The 22,807-nt window shown below is 64.7% G+C and carries 17 protein-coding genes, 6 tRNA genes and 1 pseudogene; 16 read left to right on the forward strand and 8 right to left on the reverse strand.

Annotated features, from left to right (window positions below):
• Positions 1-15: 15 nt before the first annotated feature.
• Positions 16-798 (reverse strand): 3-hydroxybutyrate dehydrogenase, encoded by a 783-nt coding sequence (locus V8Z74_RS13435; protein ID WP_066483617.1) that lies wholly within the window; start codon positions 796-798, stop codon positions 16-18.
• Between the two features lie 75 nt (positions 799-873).
• Here V8Z74_RS13435 and V8Z74_RS13440 point away from each other — a divergent pair, with 75 nt between their 5' ends.
• The 4 genes from V8Z74_RS13440 (at position 874) to dsdA (ending at position 5,855) form a co-directional block, all read left to right on the forward strand.
• Positions 874-1,911 carry an alpha/beta fold hydrolase gene (locus V8Z74_RS13440; protein ID WP_349709608.1) on the forward strand — a complete coding sequence of 346 codons (1,038 nt, stop codon included), beginning with the start codon at positions 874-876 and terminating at the stop codon, positions 1,909-1,911.
• Between the two features lie 9 nt (positions 1,912-1,920).
• On the forward strand, positions 1,921-4,170 hold the full coding sequence (locus tag V8Z74_RS13445) for a RelA/SpoT family protein (RefSeq protein ID WP_066483571.1): 2,250 nt from the start codon (positions 1,921-1,923) through the stop codon (positions 4,168-4,170).
• Positions 4,171-4,233: 63 nt separating this feature from the next.
• Positions 4,234-4,310 (forward strand) — tRNA-Val (locus tag V8Z74_RS13450).
• Positions 4,311-4,481: 171 nt separating this feature from the next.
• Complete coding sequence (gene dsdA, locus V8Z74_RS13455; protein ID WP_349709609.1) at positions 4,482-5,855, forward strand: D-serine ammonia-lyase; 1,374 nt, start codon at positions 4,482-4,484, stop codon at positions 5,853-5,855.
• Positions 5,856-5,888: 33 nt separating this feature from the next.
• On the opposite strand, the gene V8Z74_RS13460 is transcribed toward dsdA, so the two are convergent.
• Positions 5,889-6,812 carry a Dyp-type peroxidase gene (locus V8Z74_RS13460; RefSeq protein WP_349709610.1) on the reverse strand — a complete coding sequence of 308 codons (924 nt, stop codon included), beginning with the start codon at positions 6,810-6,812 and terminating at the stop codon, positions 5,889-5,891.
• Between the two features lie 190 nt (positions 6,813-7,002).
• Here V8Z74_RS13460 and V8Z74_RS13465 point away from each other — a divergent pair.
• The 3 genes from V8Z74_RS13465 (at position 7,003) to phaR (ending at position 7,930) form a co-directional block, all read left to right on the forward strand.
• A tRNA-Val gene (locus V8Z74_RS13465) sits at positions 7,003-7,079 on the forward strand.
• A gap of 17 nt (positions 7,080-7,096) precedes the next feature.
• Entirely contained in the window at positions 7,097-7,297 is a 201-nt protein-coding gene (locus V8Z74_RS13470) for a hypothetical protein (RefSeq protein WP_349709611.1), read from the forward strand.
• 96 nt (positions 7,298-7,393) lie between these two features.
• On the forward strand, positions 7,394-7,930 hold the full coding sequence (gene phaR, locus V8Z74_RS13475; RefSeq protein ID WP_349709612.1) for a polyhydroxyalkanoate synthesis repressor PhaR: 537 nt from the start codon (positions 7,394-7,396) through the stop codon (positions 7,928-7,930).
• A 131-nt stretch (positions 7,931-8,061) separates the two neighbouring features.
• Here the strand turns inward: phaR and V8Z74_RS13480 are convergent.
• The 4 genes from V8Z74_RS13480 to V8Z74_RS13495 form a co-directional block, all read right to left on the reverse strand.
• Positions 8,062-8,146 (reverse strand) — tRNA-Leu (locus V8Z74_RS13480).
• A gap of 223 nt (positions 8,147-8,369) precedes the next feature.
• Positions 8,370-8,454 (reverse strand) — tRNA-Leu (locus V8Z74_RS13485).
• Between the two features lie 322 nt (positions 8,455-8,776).
• Positions 8,777-8,861 (reverse strand) — tRNA-Leu (locus tag V8Z74_RS13490).
• 168 nt (positions 8,862-9,029) lie between these two features.
• A tRNA-Leu gene (locus tag V8Z74_RS13495) sits at positions 9,030-9,114 on the reverse strand.
• Between the two features lie 34 nt (positions 9,115-9,148).
• On the opposite strand from V8Z74_RS13495, the gene rnr reads away from it, so the two are divergent.
• Entirely contained in the window at positions 9,149-11,752 is a 2,604-nt protein-coding gene (gene rnr, locus V8Z74_RS13500; RefSeq protein ID WP_349709613.1) for a ribonuclease R, read from the forward strand.
• A gap of 77 nt (positions 11,753-11,829) precedes the next feature.
• Here the strand turns inward: rnr and V8Z74_RS13505 are convergent.
• Together V8Z74_RS13505 and V8Z74_RS13510 are read right to left on the reverse strand one after the other, a co-directional pair.
• Positions 11,830-13,495 (reverse strand): annotated as a pseudogene (locus V8Z74_RS13505) (NAD(P)H-hydrate dehydratase).
• 112 nt (positions 13,496-13,607) lie between these two features.
• Entirely contained in the window at positions 13,608-15,002 is a 1,395-nt protein-coding gene (locus V8Z74_RS13510) for an amidase (protein ID WP_349709614.1), read from the reverse strand.
• A gap of 229 nt (positions 15,003-15,231) precedes the next feature.
• On the opposite strand from V8Z74_RS13510, the gene rpsB reads away from it, so the two are divergent.
• From rpsB to rseP, 8 genes are all read left to right on the forward strand, one after another.
• Positions 15,232-15,984, forward strand: coding sequence for a 30S ribosomal protein S2 (gene rpsB / locus V8Z74_RS13515; protein WP_066480295.1), 753 nt, complete (start codon positions 15,232-15,234; stop codon positions 15,982-15,984).
• A 109-nt stretch (positions 15,985-16,093) separates the two neighbouring features.
• A complete protein-coding gene (gene tsf, locus V8Z74_RS13520; protein ID WP_349709615.1) occupies positions 16,094-16,987 on the forward strand; it encodes a translation elongation factor Ts in 894 nt (297 codons plus the stop codon).
• Positions 16,988-17,082: 95 nt separating this feature from the next.
• Positions 17,083-17,805 carry a UMP kinase gene (pyrH, locus tag V8Z74_RS13525; RefSeq protein WP_066480299.1) on the forward strand — a complete coding sequence of 241 codons (723 nt, stop codon included), beginning with the start codon at positions 17,083-17,085 and terminating at the stop codon, positions 17,803-17,805.
• 140 nt (positions 17,806-17,945) lie between these two features.
• Complete coding sequence (gene frr / locus V8Z74_RS13530) at positions 17,946-18,506, forward strand: ribosome recycling factor (protein WP_066480302.1); 561 nt, start codon at positions 17,946-17,948, stop codon at positions 18,504-18,506.
• 14 nt (positions 18,507-18,520) lie between these two features.
• On the forward strand, positions 18,521-19,258 hold the full coding sequence (uppS, locus tag V8Z74_RS13535) for a polyprenyl diphosphate synthase (protein WP_083526698.1): 738 nt from the start codon (positions 18,521-18,523) through the stop codon (positions 19,256-19,258).
• A gap of 58 nt (positions 19,259-19,316) precedes the next feature.
• Positions 19,317-20,174 (forward strand): phosphatidate cytidylyltransferase, encoded by an 858-nt coding sequence (locus V8Z74_RS13540; protein WP_349709616.1) that lies wholly within the window; start codon positions 19,317-19,319, stop codon positions 20,172-20,174.
• The gene (gene ispC / locus V8Z74_RS13545) at positions 20,171-21,349 is read left to right on the forward strand and encodes a 1-deoxy-D-xylulose-5-phosphate reductoisomerase (protein WP_349709617.1); all 1,179 of its coding nucleotides are present in this window, start codon (positions 20,171-20,173) and stop codon (positions 21,347-21,349) included. The genes V8Z74_RS13540 and ispC overlap by 4 nt, the downstream gene beginning before the upstream one ends.
• Positions 21,350-21,416: 67 nt before the next feature.
• Positions 21,417-22,781, forward strand: coding sequence for an RIP metalloprotease RseP (gene rseP, locus V8Z74_RS13550; RefSeq protein WP_066480541.1), 1,365 nt, complete (start codon positions 21,417-21,419; stop codon positions 22,779-22,781).
• Positions 22,782-22,807 lie beyond the last annotated feature (26 nt).

The raw sequence follows: 22,807 nt of genomic DNA on the forward strand, positions 1-22,807 counted from the left end.
TGTTTGATAGCGAAGTCACTGCGCGGCCCAGCCGCCGTCCATGTTCCAGGCCACGCCCCGCACATTGCCGGCCGCGGGCGAGCAGAAGAACACGGCCAGTTCGCCCAGCTCCTCGGGCGTGGTGAACTGCAGCGAGGGCTCCTTTTCGCCCAGAAGCTGCTTGGTGGCCTCCTCGTTGGAGATGCCCTGGGCCTCGGCCTTGGCATCGACCTGCTTTTGCACCAGCGGCGTCAGCACCCAGCCCGGGCAAATGGCGTTGCAGGTGATGCCCGTGGTGGCATTTTCCAGCGCGGTGACCTTGGTCAGGCCCACGATGCCGTGCTTGGCTGCCACATAGGCGGACTTCTGCGCCGAGGCCACCAGGCCGTGCACCGAGGCCACGTTGATGATGCGGCCCCAGTTGGACTTCTGCATGGCAGGCAGCACCAGGCGCGTGGTGTGGAAGGCACTGGTGAGGTTGATGGCGATGATGGCGTCCCAGCGCTCGGGCGGGAATTCCTCGACGCGGGCCACATGCTGGATGCCGGCGTTGTTGACGAGGATGTCGACCTGGCCGAAGTTGCGCTGCGCGTATTCGATCATGTCCTCGATATCGGCCGCGCGGCTCATGTCTGCGCCATGGTAGGCCACCTGGGCGCCGGCAGCCTTGCCGGCCTTGAGCACCTGGGCGCGCGGCGTTTCCACGTCGCCGAAGCCGTTGAGCACGATATTGGCGCCCTGGCGGGCCAGTGCAGTGGCGATACCGAGGCCAATTCCGCTGGTCGATCCGGTCACGAGGGCGGTTTTGCCTTTCAACATGGACATACAGGGTCTCCGAATGAATTACGATGCAACACAGCCATTATCGGCGCCGGTTTCGTGAATGCGTGCTCCATGAATCAACCTAAGCTGAATTACGTATCCTGTCCCGGCGCCAGCGCTGCCGCCCCCGCATGGGCGGATGCGCGCCGCCATGCCGAAACCGGCCAGTTGCCAGAGGGCGTGCACCGCATGGCCTATTGGGAATGGAACAACACCGGCGATGCCGGTCATCCCCATGTCATCGTCTGCGTGCACGGGCTTTCGCGCCAGGGGCGCGACTTCGATGCGCTGGCGGCCGAACTGAGCCGTTTCGCGCGCGTGATCTGCCCCGATGTGGTCGGCCGTGGCGAGAGCGACTGGCTGCAGGATCCCCTGGGCTACCAGGTGCCGCTCTATGCGGCCGACATGCTGGCGCTGCTCGCGCAGCTCCATGCGCAGGCGCCCATCCGCACGCTGGACTGGGTGGGCACGAGCATGGGCGGCCTGATCGGCATGGGCATTGCCGCCATGGCGGCAGGACCGGGGGCCGGCCAGGCCGGCCTCTCCCTGCCGGTTCCCGTCCGGCGCCTGGTGCTCAACGATGTGGGGCCGGCCATCGAATGGAAGGCGCTGGAGCGCATCGGCCAGTACCTGGGCAAAAGCTTGCAGTTTCCCAACCTGAAGCAGGCCGCTGCCGCGCTGCGCTTGATATCGGCCGGATTCGGCCCACATAGCGATGGGCAGTGGCTGCAGCTGACGCGGGCCATGGTCAAGCCTTCGCCGCAAGGCGGAGTGGTGCTGCACTACGATCCGCGCATTGCCGTGCCGATGGCGCGCATGACGCCCGAGTCGGCCGCGGCCGGCGAGGCCGTGCTGTGGCAGTTCTACGACCGGATCGCGGCCCGGGTGCTGCTGATCCGCGGCGCCGAGTCCGACCTGCTCTCGCCTGCCACGGCGCGCGCCATGGCGCAGCGGGGGCCGCAGGCGCATTGCACGCAGCTGGAAGGGGTGGGCCATGCGCCGACCTTGGTGGTGCCGGGCCAGGTGGCCCTGGTGCGAAAGTTTTTACAAGGGGATGAGCGCTTGCCGGATACCATGAGTCTTGCCCAACAGGCGCAATCTGACACTTAGGAACGCTGCATGAAAACCAACGATACGGTGCCTGCAGCCGAGGCGTCGTCCCATTCAGCGCCGCGGATCGTCGAACCCACGCCGCAGCTGATCCTGGCCACCGCGCACACCCTGCCGGAGCAGGTCAATGCGCTGGCGCGCGCGCGCGCCTTTGCCGAACCCCTGATTGCCTCCGAGGTCATGGAGACCGGGGAGAACGCTCTGGCCCATGCCGATGCCGTGGCGGCCATCCTCAAGAAGATCGGCGGCTCCGAGACCATGCAGGCCGCCACCTATCTGGTGCATGCCAGCGTGCATCTGAACCGCCCGCAGGAAGTCATCACCAAGGCCTTTGGCGAGAACTTCGCCACGCTGGCCATGGAAACCGTCAAGCTCATGCGCGTGCAGCAGCAGGCGCGTGGCCAGCATGCCCGCGGCGCGGGCCATCAGCATGTGGACGACGAGGCCACGCAGACCGAGAACGTGCGCAAGATGCTGCTGGGCTTCTCGCGCGATCTGCGCGTGGTGCTGCTGCGCCTGGCTTCGCGGCTGCAGACGCTGCGCTACTACGCGGCGGCCAAGCGGCCGGTGTCGCCGGGCATCGCGCGCGAGGCGCTCAACGTGTTTGCGCCGCTGGCCAACCGCCTGGGCATCTGGCAGATCAAGTGGGAGCTGGAGGACCTGTCCTTCCGCTTCCTGGAGCCCGACACCTACCGCGAGGTCGCGCGGCTGCTCGACGAAAAGCGCGTCGAGCGCGAAGCCTACATGGAGCAGATGCGCGCCCGGCTCGAGGCCGATCTGCGTGCGCACAGCATCAGCGCCACGGTGCAGGGCCGGCCCAAGCATATCTACAGCATCGTCAAGAAGATGCGCGGCAAGTCGCTGAATTTCGACCAGCTGTTCGACATCCGCGCCATGCGCGTGATCGTGCCGACCATCAAGGACTGCTACGCGGCCCTGTCCTGGGTGCACGAGCAGTTCACGCCGCTGGAAGCCGAGTTCGACGACTACATCGCCAAGCCCAAGCCCAATGGCTACCAGTCGCTGCATACCGTGGTGCGCGACGAGACGGGGCGCACCATAGAGATTCAGATCCGCACCCAGGCCATGCACGACCATGCCGAGCATGGCGTGGCCGCGCACTGGGCCTACAAGGAAGCCGGCACCAAGGGCTATGCGGGCGTGACGGCGGCCAGCGAGTACGACGCCAAGATCGCCGTGCTGCGCCAGCTGCTGGCCTGGGGCAGCGATCTGGCGGCCACCAACCATCGCGGCCTGTTCGAGGACCGCATCTACGTGCTCACGCCCGATGCCGCGGTGATCGAGCTGCCGCAAGGTGCCACGCCCGTGGACTTTGCCTACTCGGTGCACACCAGCCTGGGCCACCGCTGCCGCGGCGCGCGCGTCGATGGCGCCATGGTGCCGCTGAACACGCCGCTGGAAAACGGCCAGACCGTGGAAATCACCGCGGCCAAGGAGGACCGGCCCTCGCGCGACTGGCTCAATGCCGATCTGGGCTATCTGGTCAGCAATCGCGCACGCGCCAAGGTGCGCGCGTGGTTCAATGCCCAGGCCACCCACGAGACCGTGTCGCGCGGTCGCGAGGCCGTGGAAAAGCTGCTGCAGCGCGAAGGCAAGACGGCCGTCAAGCTCGAGGAGCTGGCCGTGCAGCTGGGCTTCAAGTCCGCCGATGCGCTGTTCGAGGTGGTCGGCAAGGACGAGTATTCGCTGCGCAATATCGAGGCCGTGCTGCGGCCCAGCGAAGAGGAGCCCGAGCCCGATGAACTCACGCTGGTGCGCAAGGCCCGCGGGACGGACACGCCCAAGGGCGGGGTGCTGGTGGTCGGTGTCGATTCGCTGATGACCCAGCTGGCCAAATGCTGCAAGCCTGCGCCGCCCGACGATATCCGCGGCTTTGTCACGCGCGGCAAAGGCGTGAGCGTACACCGGGCCGACTGCTCGAACTTCCGCGAGATGTGCGCGCGCAATCCCGAGCGCGTGATCGACGTGGACTGGGGGCTGCCCAAGACCTCGGAGAAAAGCCTGCCCGTCTATCCCGTGGACGTGGCCGTGGAGGCCACGGACCGCCAAGGCCTGCTGCGCGACATCTCCGAAGTCTTCGCGCGCGAGAAGACCAACGTGATCGGTGTGCAGACCCAGTCCGTCAAGGGCACGGCGTGGATGACGTTCACCGTGGAAGTTTCCGATTCGGGCCGCCTCAACAAGGTGCTGGGCATCGTGGCGGGCGTGGCCGGCGTTCGCTCGGCGCGCCGGCGCTAGGAAGGCCGCGGCTTTTTGGGGAAGCCTGAAAACCGTGCTAGAATCGCGTTCTCGAACAAACACAGGCGCGTAGCTCAGCTGGTTAGAGCACCACCTTGACATGGTGGGGGTCGTTGGTTCGAGTCCAATCGCGCCTACCAAATTCTGCAAGCCAGACCAGGGCTTGCACCGCAAAAGGCCTGCATGAACTGCAGGCCTTTTTTGCTTTTGTGGCATGCGCTGGAGCGCATCCGCGGGGAGGGCGGGTCGCATCCTAGAATGGCTTGTCGGCCTGGCGGCATGCCGGGTTCCTGCCCTTTTATCGCCTGCCTATGTCCCATACCTTGATTCATGGAAAACCGCTGTCCGCCTGGATTGCCAGCCATCCGCTGGTCGGGGACCTGATCGCGCTGCGCGAGACGGCATGGTTCAACCCGGCCGTGGCTCCGGCTGCGCAGGCCTTGGGCGATGTGGGGCTGGATGCTGCGGACGTGTCGCATGCCGGCGAGCGGCTGCAGCGTTTCGGGCCGTATATGGCGGCGGTCTTTCCCGAGACGGCGCAGGCCGGCGGCATCCTGGAGTCCGCGATCGCGCCGCTGGATAAGCTGCAGCAGCGGCTGGCGGCCGATGCGGGCCTGCCGCTGCCGGGCCGGCTGTGGATCAAGAAGGACAGCGAACTACCGGTCTCGGGCTCCATCAAGGCGCGCGGCGGCATCCACGAGGTGCTCAAGCATGCGGAGGACCTGGCGCTGGCGCAGGGCCTGCTGCAGCCGGGCGACAGCTACGAGAAGCTGGCCAGTGCCCGGGCGCGTGAATTCTTCGGGCGCTATCGGATTGCGGTGGGCTCCACGGGCAACCTGGGCCTGTCCATCGGCATCATGGCAGCGCAGCTGGGCTTTCAGGCTACGGTGCATATGTCGGCCGATGCAAGGCCCTGGAAGAAGGATAGGCTGCGCGCCCACGGCGTAAGAGTGGTGGAATATGCCTCGGACTACAGCACGGCCGTCGCACGCGGGCGCGAGCAGGCTGCGGGCGATGCGCTGTGCCATTTCGTGGATGATGAGAATTCGCCCCAGCTGTTCCTGGGCTATGCGGTGGCGGCGCTGCGCCTTGCCCGGCAGTTCGAGCGCGAGGGTATTGCCGTCGATGCCGCGCATCCGCTGTTCGTCTACCTGCCCTGCGGCGTGGGCGGTGGGCCCGGCGGTGTCGCCTTCGGCCTGAAGCTGTTGTTCGGCGATGCCGTGCACTGCATTTTTGCCGAGCCCACGCATTCGCCGTGCATGCTGCTGGGCGTCTATACCGGCCTGCACGAAGAGGTGTGCGTTCAGGACTTCGGCATCGACAACCGCACGGCGGCAGACGGGCTGGCTGTCGGCCGGCCCTCGGGCTTTGTCGGCAAGGCCATGCAGCGGCTCATCGATGGCTATTTCACCGTGGACGACAGTGCGCTGTTTCGCTTTCTGGCGCTGGCGCACCAGCTGGAAGGCCTGAAGCTGGAGCCTTCCGCCGTGGCGGGCATGCCGGGCATGCTGCATGTGCTGCGCGACAGCGCCTACCTCGCGCGTCTTGCATTGACGCCGCAGCAGCTGGCGCAGGCTACCCACCTGGTCTGGGCCACGGGCGGCTCCATGGTGCCCGAGCCGGAATTCGCCGCCTATCTGCAGTGGGGCCGGGAAGGCTTGGCAAAGCCGGCCGGCGGAATATGAGAAAGCCCGGCCGCAGTGCCGGGCGCACGGGTATCAGCGGCCTATGCCCAGCCGGCACAGGTCCAGCCGGCCGTCGCGCATGGGCGGGCACCACAGATAGCAGCCGCTCAAAGGTCTGGAAAAGCCGAACAGTGCGTCGCTGATGCCGTCGTCCATGCCCAGCATGCGGCGCATCTGCGCTTCGAAGGCATCGAAGCTGCAGCCGAAGGCCGAGAACATCAGGCCCGCGCGGTCGGCGCCTTGCGGGCTGGCGGACCACCAGGGCATGGAGCGGCGCATGACGAAGGCCTCGGGTTCGAAGCTCTCCTGTGCCGTGCGCTTGACGTGGGCGGATGCGGGAGCGTCCTCAAGCTCCTCGTTGTCGCTGAGTCGGCGGCCGATCGCATGGTCCTGTGCTTGAGAAGGCATGGCCTGGAAGGCCGTGAAATCATGCTCCCATTGCTGCAAGGCCCAGCAGCTGCCGCCATCCAGGCCATCGCCCTGGGCCCGGCCCAGGGCTGCCAGTGCGGCGGCATCGCCCGTGGGATTCTCGGAGCCGTCCTCGTAGCCGGTGAGGTCGCGGCCCAGGCCGTTGTCGCCGCAGCGGTGCACAAAGGCGTCCACCGAATGCTGCAGGGCAAAGGCCGGCTGCAGTGCCAGTGCCAGGCGGCGCGTGAGTGCCAGCAGCTCGCCGCGGTCCGTGCCACGCAGCCACAGGCACAGTGCCGTGGGAGTGCAGGGGGCCTGGAACTGAGGGCCTTGCAGGGACGGGAATTCACGCAGAAAAGGCAGGGGACTGTCCAGGGCGGCAGCCAGTTGCGGGCCCATGCCCACCACGGCATTGTTGCCGTCCACCAGGGGCTGGAGGCGCTGGAGTGCGGTGCGGATGGCATCGGCGTCGCGGCCGGCGAGGGAAAAGAAAACATAGCGCCCCACGGGTGGCAGCGGTGCAAGTATTCCTGCTTGGTACAGAGGCATGTATTGGTTCTTTTGTCGGGATGAAGGTAGCGGCCTATTGTCCCGCAGCCGCGGGCATGCCGCTGCGATTGCTGGATGGGCTGGGGGCCGTGGCTTGCCGGTCGGCCAGCGCCAGGATCGGGAGAGGAAAAAATTGCGCGGCTTGGCCAAAGCTGGCTTTGTCTGCTGCTATAATTTCAGCTTCAACGACAGGCGCGTAGCTCAGCTGGTTAGAGCACCACCTTGACATGGTGGGGGTCGTTGGTTCGAGTCCAATCGCGCCTACCACACATGGTTTTGCCTGCATGCAGGTGAAGCAAAGAATCCCGCTGCTGGCGGGATTTTTTTTGTCCGCAAACAGAGTGCACCGACCGAAAGCTCATCAATTCATAGCTTTTGGCGCCGGGTATGGCTTGAGTTTGCTGTCATTTCCGCGTGAAATGATGGTGCAGCATGCGCCAGCTGCTTTTGTTTGCATAGCGCAGGCTTTTGCGCCTGCGGTATGACCGGTCAGGGTTACTGCTCGCAATCGACAGGCATGCACTGCCTAAAATCTGTTGCAGCGCAATACCGGCAATGTCCATCCGAAGGAGGAGCGTGCGATGGTGGAAAAAAATCAGGGGGCCGAATCCCAGAGCTCGCAGCGTGTGATCAAGAAGTATCCGAACCGGCGCCTGTACGACACGGATACCTCGTCCTATATCACCCTGGCCGAAGTCAAGCAGATGGTGATGGACAGCGAGCCCGTGGTGATCAAGGATGCCAAGACCGGTGAGGACCTCACGCGCTCCATCCTGCTGCAGATCATTCTGGAAGAGGAGGCCGGCGGCGCGCCCATGTTCTCCGAGGCCGTGCTGGCCAACATCATCCGTTTCTACGGCCATGCCATGCAGGGCTACATGGGGTCGTACATCGAGAAGAACGTGCAGCTGTTCACCGATTTCCAGAACAAGCTGGCCGAGCAGTCGCACAACGCCTCGCCCGAGGCCTGGAACCAGTTCATGCGCATGCAGCCGCCCATGATGCAGAACATGATGAGCAGCTACATGGAGCAGTCGCAGAACATGTTCTCGCAAATGCAGGAGCAGATGCAAAAGCAGACCGAGCAGATGCTGGGGGCCTTGGGTCTCAAGCGCTAGTGCCTTGGGCGCCCGTAAGGCGGGTGCATTGTCCGATGCCGCTTGCCGATGGGCGAGCGGCTTTTTCTGGGTCCGTTTTTGCCGCTGTGCCAACGAAAAAGGCCGTTGCTTGCGCAACGGCCTTTTGTGTTTGGTGCCCAGGAGAGGACTCGAACCTCCACGGAGTTACCCGCTAGTACCTGAAACTAGTGCGTCTACCAATTCCGCCACCTGGGCATTTCAGCGTATGTGCAAATTATATAGCGGGCTTTTGGCTGCTCAGGCGAGTTTGCGCAAATTTTTGCATGAATTTCGCGGCGCTGTCTGGTGCGGCGTGGAGGGTGTGGGCTTGCCGGTCTGCACATTCCTGGGCGTGGGACATTCCGGCGTCCGAAGGGGGCGCCTGGGCAGGCAGGTGCCAACGAAAAAGGCCGTTGCTTGCGCAACGGCCTTTTGTGTTTGGTGCCCAGGAGAGGACTCGAACCTCCACGGAGTTACCCGCTAGTACCTGAAACTAGTGCGTCTACCAATTCCGCCACCTGGGCATTTCAGCGTATCCAGAAATTATACAACGGCCTTGGGAGCTCTTTCGTGGAAAACCGGATTTTTTCGTGGCAGCAGTGCCTGGATTGCCGTATTGCCTGGAGGCTGGTGTGGCTGCGTTGGCTGGAGTCGGGCGAAGTGGCGGAGCAGGAGAGTGCCTGGGCACTTTTTCTTAATGAGTATGCGCAGCATTCCACTCCAGGGTGCCACGCCGATGCCGCGGCGTGGCGGTCTTTTGCCGAAGGGTGGCTGGTCTGTGGGTTTGCCGGCTTTGCGGAGAGCGTAACGAAAAAGGCCGTTGCTTGCGCAACGGCCCTTTATGTTTGGTGCCCAGGAGAGGACTCGAACCTCCACGGAGTTACCCGCTAGTACCTGAAACTAGTGCGTCTACCAATTCCGCCACCTGGGCTTTCAGAGAAGCTTTGGATTGTAGTGCATATTTTTGCAGCTCGAATCCAATCTTCTAAATTTTCTTGAGATGCAGGTCCGAGCTTTCAAGCCGGACTTTTCAAAACATTCTTCAGAATCGAATGTTTTTTCAAGTTTTCCTAAACCCTTGCAGGGTTGTCGTTAAACTTGGTGCCCAGGAGAGGACTCGAACCTCCACGGAGTTACCCGCTAGTACCTGAAACTAGTGCGTCTACCAATTCCGCCACCTGGGCATCTCAGGAAAGACTCAGATTGTATATCAAAAAAATGAACCCTCGCGCAAAAGTTGCCGACATGAATGAAGAAATTTTGGGCACTGTGCAGGGCCACCGCGACGGACACGGTTTTGTGATCCGCGATGATGGTGAGCGCGACATCTATCTCCCTCCCAATGAAATGCGCGCCGTGCTGCACAAGGACAAGGTTCAGGTGCGGGTGGCCCGCTATGACCATCGCGGACGCCCCGAGGGTCGCGTGGTCGAGATCGTGGAGCGCCCCGACCAACCCATCATCGGCCGTTTCCTGCAGGAAAGCGGCGTGTGGCTTGTGGCACCCGAAGACAAACGCTATGGCCAGGACATTCTGATCCCGTCCAACGCCACGGGATCGGCCAAGGTCGGCCAGGTCGTGGTAGTGGAACTGACGGAGGCTCCGGCTCTGTTCGGCCAGCCCGTGGGGCGCATCACCGAAGTCCTCGGCGAGGTCGACGATCCCGGCATGGAGATCGAGATCGCCGTGCGCAAGTATGGCGTGCCCCACATCTTTTCCGACGAATGCCTGGCCCAGGCCAAGGCCTTGCCGGAAAAGGTGCGAGCTGCCGACCGCCGCCACCGCATCGACCTGACCGACATCCCGCTGGTCACCATCGACGGCGAGGATGCGCGCGACTTCGACGATGCCGTGTACTGCGAACCTGCCAAGGTGGGGCGCAGCAAGGGCTGGCGCCTGCTGGTGGCCATTGCCGACGTGAGCCACTATGTGACCACGGGCAGCGCCATCGATGTCGATGCCTACGACCGCGCCACCAGCGTCTATTTCCCGCGCCGCGTGATTCCCATGCTGCCGGAAAAGCTCAGTAACGGCCTGTGCTCGCTCAACCCCGACGTGGACCGCCTGTGCATGGTCTGCGACATGCTGATCACGGCCAAAGGCGAAATCCATGCCTACCAGTTCTATCCGGCGGTCATGCACAGCCATGCGCGCTTCACCTATACCGAGGTGGCGGCCATCCTGGCCAACACGCGCGGGCCCGAAGCCGCCAGGCGCAGCGAGCGCGTGCAGGACCTGCTGAACCTGTATGGCGTCTACCAGGCCCTGCTCAAGTCGCGCGAGGAGCGTGGCGCCGTGGACTTCGAGACCACCGAGACGCAGATCGTCTGCGACGACAACGGCCGCATCGAGAAAATCGTGCCGCGCACGCGCACCGAAGCGCACAAGCTGATCGAGGAGGCCATGCTGGCCGCCAACGTCTGCAGCGCCGATTTCATCGAGCAGGGCGGGCAGCTGGGCCTGTTCCGCGTGCACGACAAGCCTTCGCTGGAAAAGCAGGAGATCCTGCGCAATTACCTGAAGGCCATGGGCGTGGCCATGACCATCAGCGAAAACCCCTCGACCCGCGAATTCCAGGCCATCGCCAATGCGACCAAGGACAGGCCGGATGCGCAGCAGATCCACACCATGCTGCTGCGCTCCATGATGCAGGCCTTTTACACGCCCGATAACTCGGGCCACTTCGGGTTGGCATTCGAGGCCTATACCCACTTCACCAGCCCCATCCGCCGCTATCCGGACCTGCTGGTGCACCGCGTCATCAAGGCCGAGCTGCAGGGAACCCATTACAAGCTGCCTGCGCTGCCCACGCCGGGCGAGGCCGAGGCCAAGCTGGTCAAGCGCCTGTCCACGCGCGTGGTGGAGCCCCGGCAGAAGCCGCGCAAGCGTGCACCGGCCAAGGAAATGCAGGCCTGGGAGGCCGCCGGCCTGCATTGCAGCGCCAACGAGCGCCGGGCTGACGAGGCCAGCCGCGATGTCGAGGCCTGGCTCAAGTGCAAATACATGCGCGAGCACCTGGGCGAGGAATTTGCGGGCACCGTCTCTTCGGTCACGACCTTCGGCATCTTCGTGACGCTGGACGCCATGTATGTCGAAGGCCTGGTGCACATCACCGAGCTGGGCGGCGACTACTTCCGTTTCGACGAGGCGCGCCAGGAGCTGCGCGGCGAGCGCTCGGGCATACGCTATGGCATTGGTGCGCGCGTGCGTGTGCAGGTCAGCCGCGTGGACCTGGACGGGCGCCGCATCGACTTCCGCCTGGTGCGCGACAGCGAGGACGGCGTGCTGGCGCCCGCCCGCCAGGGCAAGGGCCAGCGCGACGATGCGCGCGGCCGCCGCGATGGCCGCGAGGAGGGTTCGCGCCAGGACAAATGGAGCCGCCGCGATGCCAAGGCCGACCGTGCGCAGCGCAATGCCGCGACAGCGACACAGGCAGCTGCGCCAGCTAAGTCCGCATCCAGCAAACAAGGCCGCAAGGCCGCCAAGAAAGCCATGCTGCAGGGCATCAATCTGGCGGCGCTCGAAGCGGAATATGCGCAGGAGCGCGCGCCTGCCAAGCCGGTGCAGCACGACGCTGTTCCGGAAGTGCAGGGCGGGCCTGCTGCGAAAGGCAAGAAGTCCGCGCGAAGCAGGTCCGTGCCGGCCCTGCTGTTGCCCGGCCCCGCTTCTGCGCCCGCCGCCGAGCCCGATTCCAGGTCCGCTAGCGCGGCCAAGCCTGCCGCTGCCAAGCGAGCCAGGCCGGCAAATGCTTCAGCGGCAGAAGGCGCATCCGGCAAGGCGGCCAAGGCCAAACCTGCCAGATCAGCCAAGCGCAAGGCTTGATGGCAAGCATAAGTGCTGCGGACGCGGGGGAGCAGTATCTACAAGGCCCTGGCCGTGCAATCGGGCAGGGCTTGGGTTCATGCAGCGCGGCAGGCTCCGAAATGCCGGGCCAGTGCGCCGGCGCTGAACGGCAGCGAGGGTGGCCAGAGGTCTGCGGCCTGCCCGTGGCGGTAGACGGCTTCCAGGGCGGCCTGCGTTCCCAGGCGGAGTGAAGGCTGCGCCGGCGAGGCTGCGCCCTGCGCGGCCATCCGTGCCCAGGTGGCTCCCAGCAGGCCGGCCAGCACGTCGCCGGTGCCTCCGGTGGCCAGCCGTGCATTGCCTGTGGGATTGACCCAGCAGGTCCTGGCATCGAGCGCGAAGCTGGCAGGGCAGGCGATCACGCTGCCCGAGCCCTTGAGCACCACCGTGCATTGCAACTGTTCGGCCAGCCGTGCGGCGGCCTCGATCCGGCTGGCCTGCACCTGGGCGGTGCCGGTTTGCAGCAGGCGCGCCGCTTCTAGCGGGTGCGGGGTCAGCACGGTGCTCAGGCCGCAGCTGGCGCGGCGGGCGAGCAATTGCTGCAGCGAGGCGTCGGCTGCAACGGCATTGAGTCCGTCCGCGTCCAGCACTAGGCGCGGCGCCTGCTCCAGAATGGCCGGCAGCCACTTGCGGACGGCAAGGCCACCGCCGCAGCCGCAGACCACCGTGGCCTGCTTCCAGTCCTGGGCCTGCGGCTGGCGCAGCATGATTTCCGGCCAGGGGGCAATGCCTTGAGGCGGCGATGCATCCAGCAGGGCGAGCATGACGCGGCCCGCGCCGCCATGCAGTGCCGCCAGTGCGGCCAGCCAGGCGGCGCCGGTCATGGACAGGCCGCGCTGCGCCAGGCCTTCGCCGCCGACGACGGCCACATCGCCAAAACTGCCCTTGTGGCTGGCATGCCGCCCTGCCATGGCCTGGGGGTGGGGCGCGCTGCCGAGCCAGGCCATGGGCTGCGGAGGTTCGGGCAGCGCCGGGATTTTTTCCCCGTCATCATTGCAAAGCCCGGCGCCCAGGTCGTCCCACCAGATCTGCCCGCAGGCATCGCGTCCCTGGCCGGTGAACAGGCCGGGCTGCAGGGTCAGCAGGCTCAAGGTGTTGCGGGGCATGCATAAGGCACCTGTAGACAGCTCGGGAACCATGCCTGCCGCATACTGCCCGGTCTCGGCATCCAGGCCCGAGGCAACATCTATGCATAAAACCGGGCTGCTTCCGGCCTGGGTCTGGCGCAGCAGCGCCATCAGCCGGGCGCAGGGGGCGGTACTTGCGCCTTTGCCGTGCCTGCCGGCTCTCAGGCCTATGCCCAGCAGCGCATCGATGCACAGGTCCTGCCCGTCCATGTCTTCCGGCCGCGTCGACCCACTGGACCCGCGCTTGCCTTGCCCTGTCCCAGGATGCCTGGGCGTCGGCAGGCATTGCATCGCGTGCGGCCGTGCAGCTCACCATGATGCGGGCAAACGGCAAAAGCCGGGCAAGCCGGGCTGCCGCTTCCAGGCCGTCGCCCCCGTTATTGCCGGGGCCGCAGGCGATCCAGACGGTGCGTGCATGCGGAGCCAGCGCCATGGCCAGCCTGGCAACGGCCAAGCCGGCGCGCTGCATCAGGGTGTGGGGCGGCAGCGCGGCCGCCAGTTCATGCTCCAGGCGCCGCGTGTCGGCCGTGCTGAACAGCGGCCAGCCGGTGCCGTTGCCATGGCTGCCAGCCGTGGGGAAAGGGAGGATGCATTGCATGCCGGCAGCATAGCCTTGTCTGGCGATGCAGTGGCCGGGCAATGTGCGGTACCCGTCGAATTGGCCTAAAGCGCTTTGCCGGAAAGCGCTTGCAGCTATCAAAATAGTTCGCTTATAGGGTGGCGGCGCGCAGCACCTGCTCCAGTGCCAGGGCGATATGCAGCACATCGTCGTCGCGCAGCGCGCCGTGCCAGATCATCAGTCCCATGGGCAGTTCCCCGGCCTCGTGGCAGGGCAGCGACAGGGCGCAGCCGTCCAGCATGTTGACCACACTGGTGTTGCGCAGCAGCAGGCCGTTGACGCGGAAAAATTCGGCATCGCGTGCGGCATCGGCTTGCGCATCCATGCCGTCGGCCGGAGCGACCGATGCCAGCGTGGGTGCGGCCACGGGCGTGGTGGGGGAGAGCAGGGCATCGAAGGGCGCGAGAGCCGTCTGCATCCCGGCAATCCATTGGTTGCGGGCCTGGATCAGGTCCAGGTAATCGGCTGCGCTCATGTGGGCGCCGCGCTCGATGCGCGACTTCACGCGCGGATCGTAGAGTCGGGCTTTCTCGGGCTGCTGCAGATACTGCCTGTGCCAGGCATAGCTCTCCGTGGGCGAGAAGCCGCCGATGGCATGGATGCGCTCCAGCGCTTCGAGCTCGCGCAATGCGATGCGCTCGATCCGCGCGCCGGCGGCTTGCAGCTGCGCGATGCTGCGCTCGAAGGCGGCGACCACGGCCGGCTCTGCCTGTTCGAAGAACAGCGTTTGGGGAACCGCCAGCCGCCACTGGGAAAGAGGCCTGCCTGCCGGGGCCAGCTTGCGAGCGCTCAGGATCTCGTGGAGCACGATGGCATCGCGCACGCTGCGGGTGATGGCGCAGGCCGTATCCAGGGTGGGCGACAGCGGCACCGCGCCGCTGGTGGGCACGAGCCGTGCCGTGCTCTTGAAGCCCACGAGGCCGTTGAGCGCAGCCGGTATGCGGATCGAGCCTCCCGTGTCCGAGCCCAGTGCCGCCCACGCCGCGCCGCTGGCCACGGAAACGGCAGCGCCCGACGACGAGCCGCCGGGAACGCGCGCCGGCTGTGCCGCGGACAGCCGCGGATTGCCCGGGTGCAGGGCGTCCATGGCCCTGGGCGTGCCGAAATGGGGATTGGTGCCGACGCCGGAAAAGGCGAATTCCACCATGTGGGTACGGCCGATGATGGCGGCGCCGGCGGCTCGCAGCCGCGCCACCGCCGGCGCATCGGCGAGGGCCAGGGGAGCGTCCTGCAATACGCGCGAGCTTGCCGTGCTGCGCGTGCCGGCGATATCGAACAGGTCCTTGACCGAGACGGCCAGGCCAGCCAGCGGTGCTGCAACGGCAGCCCGGGCCGCTTCGGTGCGCGCGCTGTCCGGCAGCAGCTGGGAAAAGACGTGGTTGCAGGCAGGGCCTTGGGCTGCTGCCAGGCTCAATTCCAGCTGCTCTGGCGCGTTGGTGAGACCTTGACGGATGGCCTGTACGGCAGTGCTGAGGTCGTTTTGCATGGCGGTGTGCTAGAATCTTGCGGCTTTACCGAGGGTATGCCCTTAAGGCTTGCCCGGCAGGCCTGGAAAACGGGAATGTGCACGCAGGTGTGCGGGAGCGATCCAGCCACGGCATTTCGGTAAAGCAAATAGCAAACCAGCCCCTTCAAGGTGTCGCTGCAGTCTCTGGACAACAGGGCTGCCGTGATGATTGGGCTGGATTTTAGACCTAACCTTTGAGGTAATTAACATGTCCGTCACTATGCGTGAGATGCTGGAAGCAGGCGTCCACTTCGGTCACCAAACCCGCTTCTGGAACCCCAAGATGGCTCCGTTCATCTTCGGTTCGCGTAACAAGATCCACATCATCAACCTGGAAAAGTCGCTGCCGATGTTCCAGGAAGCCCAGAAGTTCGCCAAGCAGCTGACCGCCAACGGCGGCACCGTGCTGATGGTGGGCACCAAGCGCCAGGCCCGCGAGCTGGTGGCTGCCGAAGCCCAGCGCGCAGGCGTGCCTTATGTCGACCAGCGCTGGCTGGGCGGCATGCTGACCAACTTCAAGACCGTCAAGACCTCCATCAAGCGTCTGAAGGACATGAAGGCTCAGCAGGAAGCCGGTCTGGAATCCATGTCCAAGAAGGAACAGCTGATGTTCGTTCGCGAACTGGAAAAGCTGGAAAAGGACATCGGCGGCATTCAGGACATGAACGGCCTGCCCGACGCCATCTTCGTGATCGACGTGGGCTTCCACAAGATCGCCGTGGCTGAAGCCAAGAAGCTGGGCATCCCCCTGATCGGTGTGGTGGACTCCAACCACAACCCCGAGGGCATCGACTACGTGATCCCCGGCAACGACGACTCCGCCAAGGCCGTGCAGCTGTACGCCCAAGGCATTGCCGACGCCATCCTGGAAGGCCGCGAAGCCCGTCTGAACGACGTGGTCAAGGCTGCCGCCGGTGAAGACGGCGACGAGTTCGTGGAAGTGGAAGAATCCGCCGCCTAAGCGAAGTCCGGCTGCGCGACCGCATCGCGAGAAAAAAGCGGGGCTCTGGGTAGCCCCCTTTTTTTAGCCGGAATCCTGTAACGAATCGAACTGATACTGGAGAAATACGATGGCAATTACTGCAAGCATGGTCGCCGAACTGCGCGCCAAGACCGATGCTCCCATGATGGAGTGCAAGAAGGCCCTGACCGAAGCCGACGGCGACATGGCCAAGGCCGAAGAGCTGCTGCGCGTCAAGCTGGGCACCAAGGCTGGCAAGGCTGCTTCGCGCGTGACGGCTGAAGGCGTCGTGGCTGTCTACATCGAAGGCGGCAAGGGCGGCATGATCGAAGTCAACAGCGAAACCGACTTCGTGTCCAAGAACGACAGCTTCCTGGCCATGGCCAACGCCGCTGCCAAGCTGGTGGCCGAGCACAATCCCGCCGACGTGGAAGCCCTGGGCGCCCTGGCCTATGAGCAGGACGGCTACGGCCCCACCCTGGAAGACGTGCGCAAGGGCCTGATCGGCAAGATCGGCGAGAACATGTCGTTCCGCCGCTTCAAGCACTTCAGCGGCTCCAACCTGGCTTCCTACCTGCACGGCTCGCGCATCGGCGTGGTCGTCGAGTTTGACGGTGATGCCGTGGCTGCCAAGGATGTCGCCATGCATGTGGCTGCCATGAAGCCCGTGGCCCTGACCAGCGCCGACGTGCCCGCCGATCTGATCGCCAAGGAGCGCGCCGTGGCCGAAGGCAAGGCTGCCGAGTCCGGCAAGCCCGCCGACATCGCCGCCAAGATGGTCGAAGGCTCGGTGCAGAAGTACCTGAAGGAAGTCTCGCTGGCTGACCAGATCTTCGTGAAGGCCGCCGACGGCAAGCAGACCGTGGCCCAGATGCTCAAGGCCGCCAACACCAACGTGAAGGCATTCACCATGTACGTGGTGGGCGAAGGCATCGAGAAGAAGGTGGACGACTTTGCCGCCGAAGTGGCAGCCCAGGTGGCTGCAGCCAAGGCCGGCGCCTAAGTCCTTGCCTCAGCATCAATCGCGGCCCAGAGCCGCGATTGATTTATTCCCCCTCCCGTTTTCATCATCGCTTTAACTTCCATCGGAGAAACACCATGTCCAACGCCATTCCAGCCCACAAGCGCATTCTGCTCAAGCTGTCGGGTGAGGCGTTAATGGGGGATGACCAGTTCGGCATCAACCGTGCAACCATCGAGCGCATGGTTGCCGAGATCGTGGAAGTGACCAAGGTCGGTGTGCAGGTAGCCGTGGTGATCGGCGGGGGCAATATCTTCCGCGGCGTGGCTGGCGGCTCCGTGGGCATGGACCGTGCCACGGCCGACTACATGGGCATGCTGGCGACGGTGATGAATGCGCTGGCCCTGGCCGACGCCATGGACAAGCAGGGCCTGACGGCCCGCGTCATGTCCGCCATCGGCATCGAGCAGGTGGTCGAGCCCTACGTGCGCCCCAAGGCGCTGCAATACCTGGAGGAGGGCAAGGTCGTGGTGTTTGCCGCCGGGACCGGCAATCCCTTCTTCACCACCGATACCGCTGCCGCGCTGCGCGGTGCCGAAATCGGCGCCGAGGTCGTGCTCAAGGCCACCAAGGTGGATGGCGTATACACGGCCGATCCCGTGAAGGATCCTTCGGCAACGCGCTACGAGAAGCTGGCATTCGACGAAGCCATCTCGCGCAACCTGGGCATCATGGATGCCACGGCCTTCGCGCTGTGCCGCGACCAGAAGCTGCCGATCCGCGTGTTTTCCATCGTCAAGCCCGGCGCACTCAAGCGTGTGGTGATGGGTGAAGACGAAGGCACTCTGGTGTACGCTTGAGGGTTCACCAGAGATTGGTGCAAACTCTTTAGGATTTACGCAAAGGAAGGCGCAAAACTGCGCAAGAGGCATCCGTGCATGATGCCAGGTCCGGCTTGCGTGAATCATGTCTTGGCCGCTGAGCCCCAAGGAACAAGAACATGTCGATTGCCGAAATCAAGAAGAACACCGAAGCCAAGATGGGCCAATCCATCGAGGCGCTGAAGAACAACCTCTCGCGCATCCGCACCGGCCGCGCCAATCCCGCCCTGCTGGATGCCATCCATGTGGAGTACTACGGCTCCATGGTGCCGCTGTCCCAGGTGGCCAACGTGTCCCTGATCGATGCGCGCACCATCAGCGTGCAGCCCTGGGAAAAGAACATGGCCGCCAAGGTGGAAAAAGCCATCCGCGAAAGCGAGCTGGGCCTGAATCCTGCGGCCATGGGTGACCTGATCCGGGTGCCCATGCCCCCCATGAGCGAGGAGCGCCGCAAGGAGATGACCAAGCTGGCCCGCCACGAGGGCGAGAACTCCAAGGTGGCCATCCGCAATCTGCGCCGCGATGCCAACGAAAGCGTGAAGAAGCTGGTCAAGGACAAGGAGGCTTCCGAGGACGATCAGAAGCGTTCCGAAGCCGACATCCAGAAGATCACGGACAAGCACATTGCCGAGATCGACGTGCTGGTGGCTGCCAAAGAGCAGGACATCATGGCGGTCTAAGGAGACCTGCACTCTTGAATTCCAAGAAAACCGGCGCGGTACCGCGCCATATCGCCATCATCATGGATGGCAACGGGCGGTGGGCCAAGCGCCGCCTGCTTCCCCGCCTTGCCGGTCACAAGCAGGGCGTGGAGGCCCTGCGCCGCTGCGCGCGCGCCTGCGCCGAACGCGGCGTCGAGGTGCTGACCGTGTTCGCGTTCTCGTCGGAAAACTGGAACCGGCCCCAGGAAGAGGTTTCGGGTCTCATGGGTCTGCTGGCCAATGCCCTGGCCAAAGAGGTGCAGCAGCTGAGCAACGACGGCGTGCGCCTGCATTTCGTGGGCGACCGCACAGGCCTGAGCGACAAGGTTTGCGAGGGGCTGAGCCAGGCGGAGCGGCAGACGGCACACAACAGCCGCCTGGTCCTCAATGTCTGCTTCAATTACGGCGGTCGCTGGGATATCGCGCAGGCGGCCAGCAAGCTGGCCGGGCAGGGCATTGCGATCACGGCCGAGAACCTGGACAAGGCCATGGCCATGTCCCATGTCTGCGATCCCGACCTGCTGATCCGCACGGGCGGGGAGATGCGCATCAGCAATTTCCTGCTGTGGCAGGCTGCATATTCCGAGCTTTTCTTCAGTCCCAGCCTGTGGCCTGATTTCGACGAATCGGACCTGGACCAGGCCATTGCGGCCTTTGGCGGACGCGAGCGCCGCTTCGGCCAGACCTCCGAACAGATCCAGCCGCCGCCAGCCCGGATCGTGGCGGCATAAACCCAGCACGGCCTGTGCAAGCTCTGCGCTGGCCTGCAAAAACAAGCGAAGGACTGCCATGCTCAAGCAGCGCGTGATTACCGCCTTGGTGTTGCTGGCCATCTTGCTGCCGGCCCTGTTCTACCCGTCCAGCATCGTGCCGTTTGCCGTGGTCACGCTGGTGTTCATGACGGCCGGCGCCTGGGAATGGGGGCGCCTCAACGGTTTCGGGCAGACCGGGGCTTTGGGTATTGGCGGCATTTGTGCAGCCTTGTGCCTGGGGGCCTGGGCGGCAGGCTGGCTGTCGCAGTCGCTGGCGCTGCTGTGGATTGCCGCAGGCGCTGCCTGGGTGCTGGGCGGTGCGCTGCTGCTGCGGGCCGGTGTTGCCGGCTGGCCGCATATACCTTCCGCCATCCGCCTGGTCGGCGGTGTGCTTGCCCTGTGGCTGGCGTGGATTGCCATTGTCCAGGCGCGCCGGATCGGCATCAACTTCCTGCTGTCGGTGCTGGTCTTGGTCTGGGTGGCCGACAGCTTTGCCTATTTCGCGGGGCGTACCTTCGGCCTCAAGTTCACCAAGAACAAGCTGGCACCCACGATCAGCCCCGGCAAGAGCTGGGAAGGCGTATGGGGCGGTGCCATCGGCGTGATCGTGCTGGCCCTGCTCTGGTGCTGGGCCGATGGGCGCTATGGCGCTGGCGTGCCCAGCTTCTATTCGGTGCTGCAGACGCGCGGAACCTGGTTCCTGCTGCTGGCAGTGGTGTTTATGACTGCGATGAGCGTGGCGGGCGATCTGATCGAATCCCTCATCAAGCGCAGTGTCGGAGTCAAGGACAGCAGCGGTTTGCTGCCCGGCCACGGTGGTGTTCTGGATCGTGTCGATGCGCTGTTGCCCACACTGCCGTTGGCAATGATGCTCTCCTCTTTTGTGCATCCATGAAACAGAAAATCACCGTTCTGGGGTCCACGGGTTCCATTGGAACGAACACCCTCGACGTGGTGGCCCGCCACCGCGACCAATACGAAATCTTTGCCCTGAGTGCGGCCACGCAGGTGGACCTGATGCTCAGGCAGTGTGCCGAATTCAGTCCCCGCTTTGCCGTGATGGCCAGCCGGCCGCATGCGCAGCTGCTGGCCGAGAAAATCAAGCAAAATGGGATTGCAACGCAGGTGCTGCAAGCGCAGGATGCTCTGGAAACAATAGCTTCTCATCCCGAGGTGGATGCCGTGATGGCTGCCATTGTCGGGGCGGCAGGTCTGGCGCCTTGCCTGGCGGCAGCTCAAGCCGGCAAGCGGCTGCTGCTGGCCAACAAGGAAGCCCTGGTCGTGGGCGGCGCGCTGTTCATGGATACGGTCAGGCGCAATGGCGCGACCTTGCTGCCCATCGACAGCGAGCATTCGGCCATCTTCCAGTGCCTGCCAGAAGATCGCACGAGCTGGGCCAGGCGGGTGGACAGCCTGCTGCTGACCGCTTCGGGCGGGCCTTTCCGCCAGCGCGATCCGGCAACGCTGTCCGAAATCACGCCGGAGCAGGCCTGCGCCCACCCCAACTTCTCCATGGGGCGCAAGATCTCCGTGGACTCCGCGACCATGATGAACAAGGCGCTGGAGGTGATCGAGGCGCGCTGGCTGTTCGACATGCCGCCCGAGAAGATCAAGGTGGTGATCCATCCGCAGCAGATCGTGCACTCCATGGTGCAGTTCACGGACGCCTCCGTGCTCGCCCAGCTGGGTACGCCCGACATGCGCGTGCCCATTGCCTGCGGCCTGGCCTGGCCCGAGCGCATAGCCAGCGGTGCGCCCGTGCTGGACTTCGCCAAGCTGGCGGCGCTCACCTTCGAAGAGGCGGATGCGCGGCGCTTTCCCGGGCTGCATTTGTCCTGGCAGGCGCTGCAGGCCGCGGAGGGCACGACCACGGTGCTCAATGCCGCCAATGAAGTGGCGGTGGCGGCGTTCCTCGAGCGGCGCCTGTCCTTCGATCGTATCCATGCCGTGAATCTGCAGACCCTGGAGTCGCTGGTGCCCTCGGACATCCATAGTCTTGGCGACCTGATGTCCCTGGACGCGCAGGCGCGGGCTGCGGCGCAGGATGCAGCCCGCCGCTGGTGCCTGTAGGCTGCGCCGTGTTGAACTTGCGGCTGCCCGGCGCGTCTAAGCAGCAGTCGTATGGAAGGGGATGCAGGTGTTGCTGACCGTTGTTGCTTTCATTGTTGCGCTGGGTGTTCTGATTGCGGTGCATGAGTGGGGGCACTATCGCGTTGCCGTGGCTTGCGGCGTCAAGGTGCTGCGCTATTCCATCGGTTTCGGCAAGCCGCTGCTGCGCTGGACCAGCCGCAAGACGGGGACCGAATATGTGATCGCGGCCCTGCCGCTGGGTGGATACGTGCGCATGCTCGACGAGCGCGAGGGGGAGGTCCTTCCCCAGGAGCGTCATCTGGCCTTCAACAACCAGCCCCTTCGGTCGCGCGCAGCCATCGTGGCGGCCGGCCCCATCGCCAATCTGCTGCTCGCGGTGGCGCTCCTGGCTGTGGTCAACTGGGTGGGCGTGACCGAGCCGGCGGCACGCCTGGCTGCTCCGCCCCCGGGCTCTGCCCTGCAGGTGGCTGGTGTCCAGAGCGGCGATTGGGTGCGGCGCATTTCGATCGACCAACAAGGCTGGCAGCCCGTGCACTCGTTCAGCGACCTGCGCTGGACGCTCACCAAGGCCGCCATGGCCGGCGATTCCGTGAGCCTGGAGGTGGCTTCGCGCGCCGATGCCGCTTCGCGCGTGCTGTCTCTTCCCCTGGGCAATCTGCAGCAAAAAGAGCCTGATGAGGCTTTTTTTGAAAAAATTGGTTTGCTTGGTGCCTGGACGCAACCGACCCTGAACCAAGTCATGCCCGGTGGACCGGCGGATCTGGCCGGCTTGCGCAAGGGGGATGTGGTGCTCAGCGTGGACGGCCGTATCATCCACGACGGCGCCCAGTTGCTGGCGCTGATCCGCGACGCCGGTTCGTCCGGCCGGGCCTCTGCCCAGCAATGGGTGGTGCGGCGTGGCGGCCAAAGCTTGGCCCTGACCGTGCAGCCCAGGGTCGAAACGGCAGAGGACAGGAGCATTGGTCGCATCAATGCCTATATCGGTGCAGAGCCCGAGATGGCCGTGGTGCGCCAGGACTTCTGGGGTGGACTTTCAACCGGGGTGCAGCGCACCTGGGAACTGTCCGCCATGACGCTGCGCATGATGGGGCGCATGGTGATCGGCGAGGCCTCGCTCAAGAACATCAGTGGCCCCTTGACCATTGCCGACTATGCGGGCCGCTCCGCGAGCATGGGGCTGATCCAGTACCTTTCCTTCCTGGCGCTGATCAGCGTGAGCCTGGGGGTTCTCAACTTGCTACCATTGCCGGTTCTGGATGGTGGGCACCTGATGTATTATCTTTGGGAGGGTGTCACGGGCCGAAGTGTCTCCGAAATCTGGGCCGAAAGGCTGCAGCGGGCAGGCGTGGCCGTGATCTTGCTGATGATGTCAGTCGCCTTTTTCAACGATATCAACCGGCTTTGGGGCTAATTTTTCGCCGATTTCGGTAGCTGCAA

Source organism: Comamonas sp. w2-DMI (genome assembly GCF_040187735.1).
In the GTDB taxonomy this organism is placed as follows: domain Bacteria; phylum Pseudomonadota; class Gammaproteobacteria; order Burkholderiales; family Burkholderiaceae_C; genus Comamonas; species Comamonas terrae.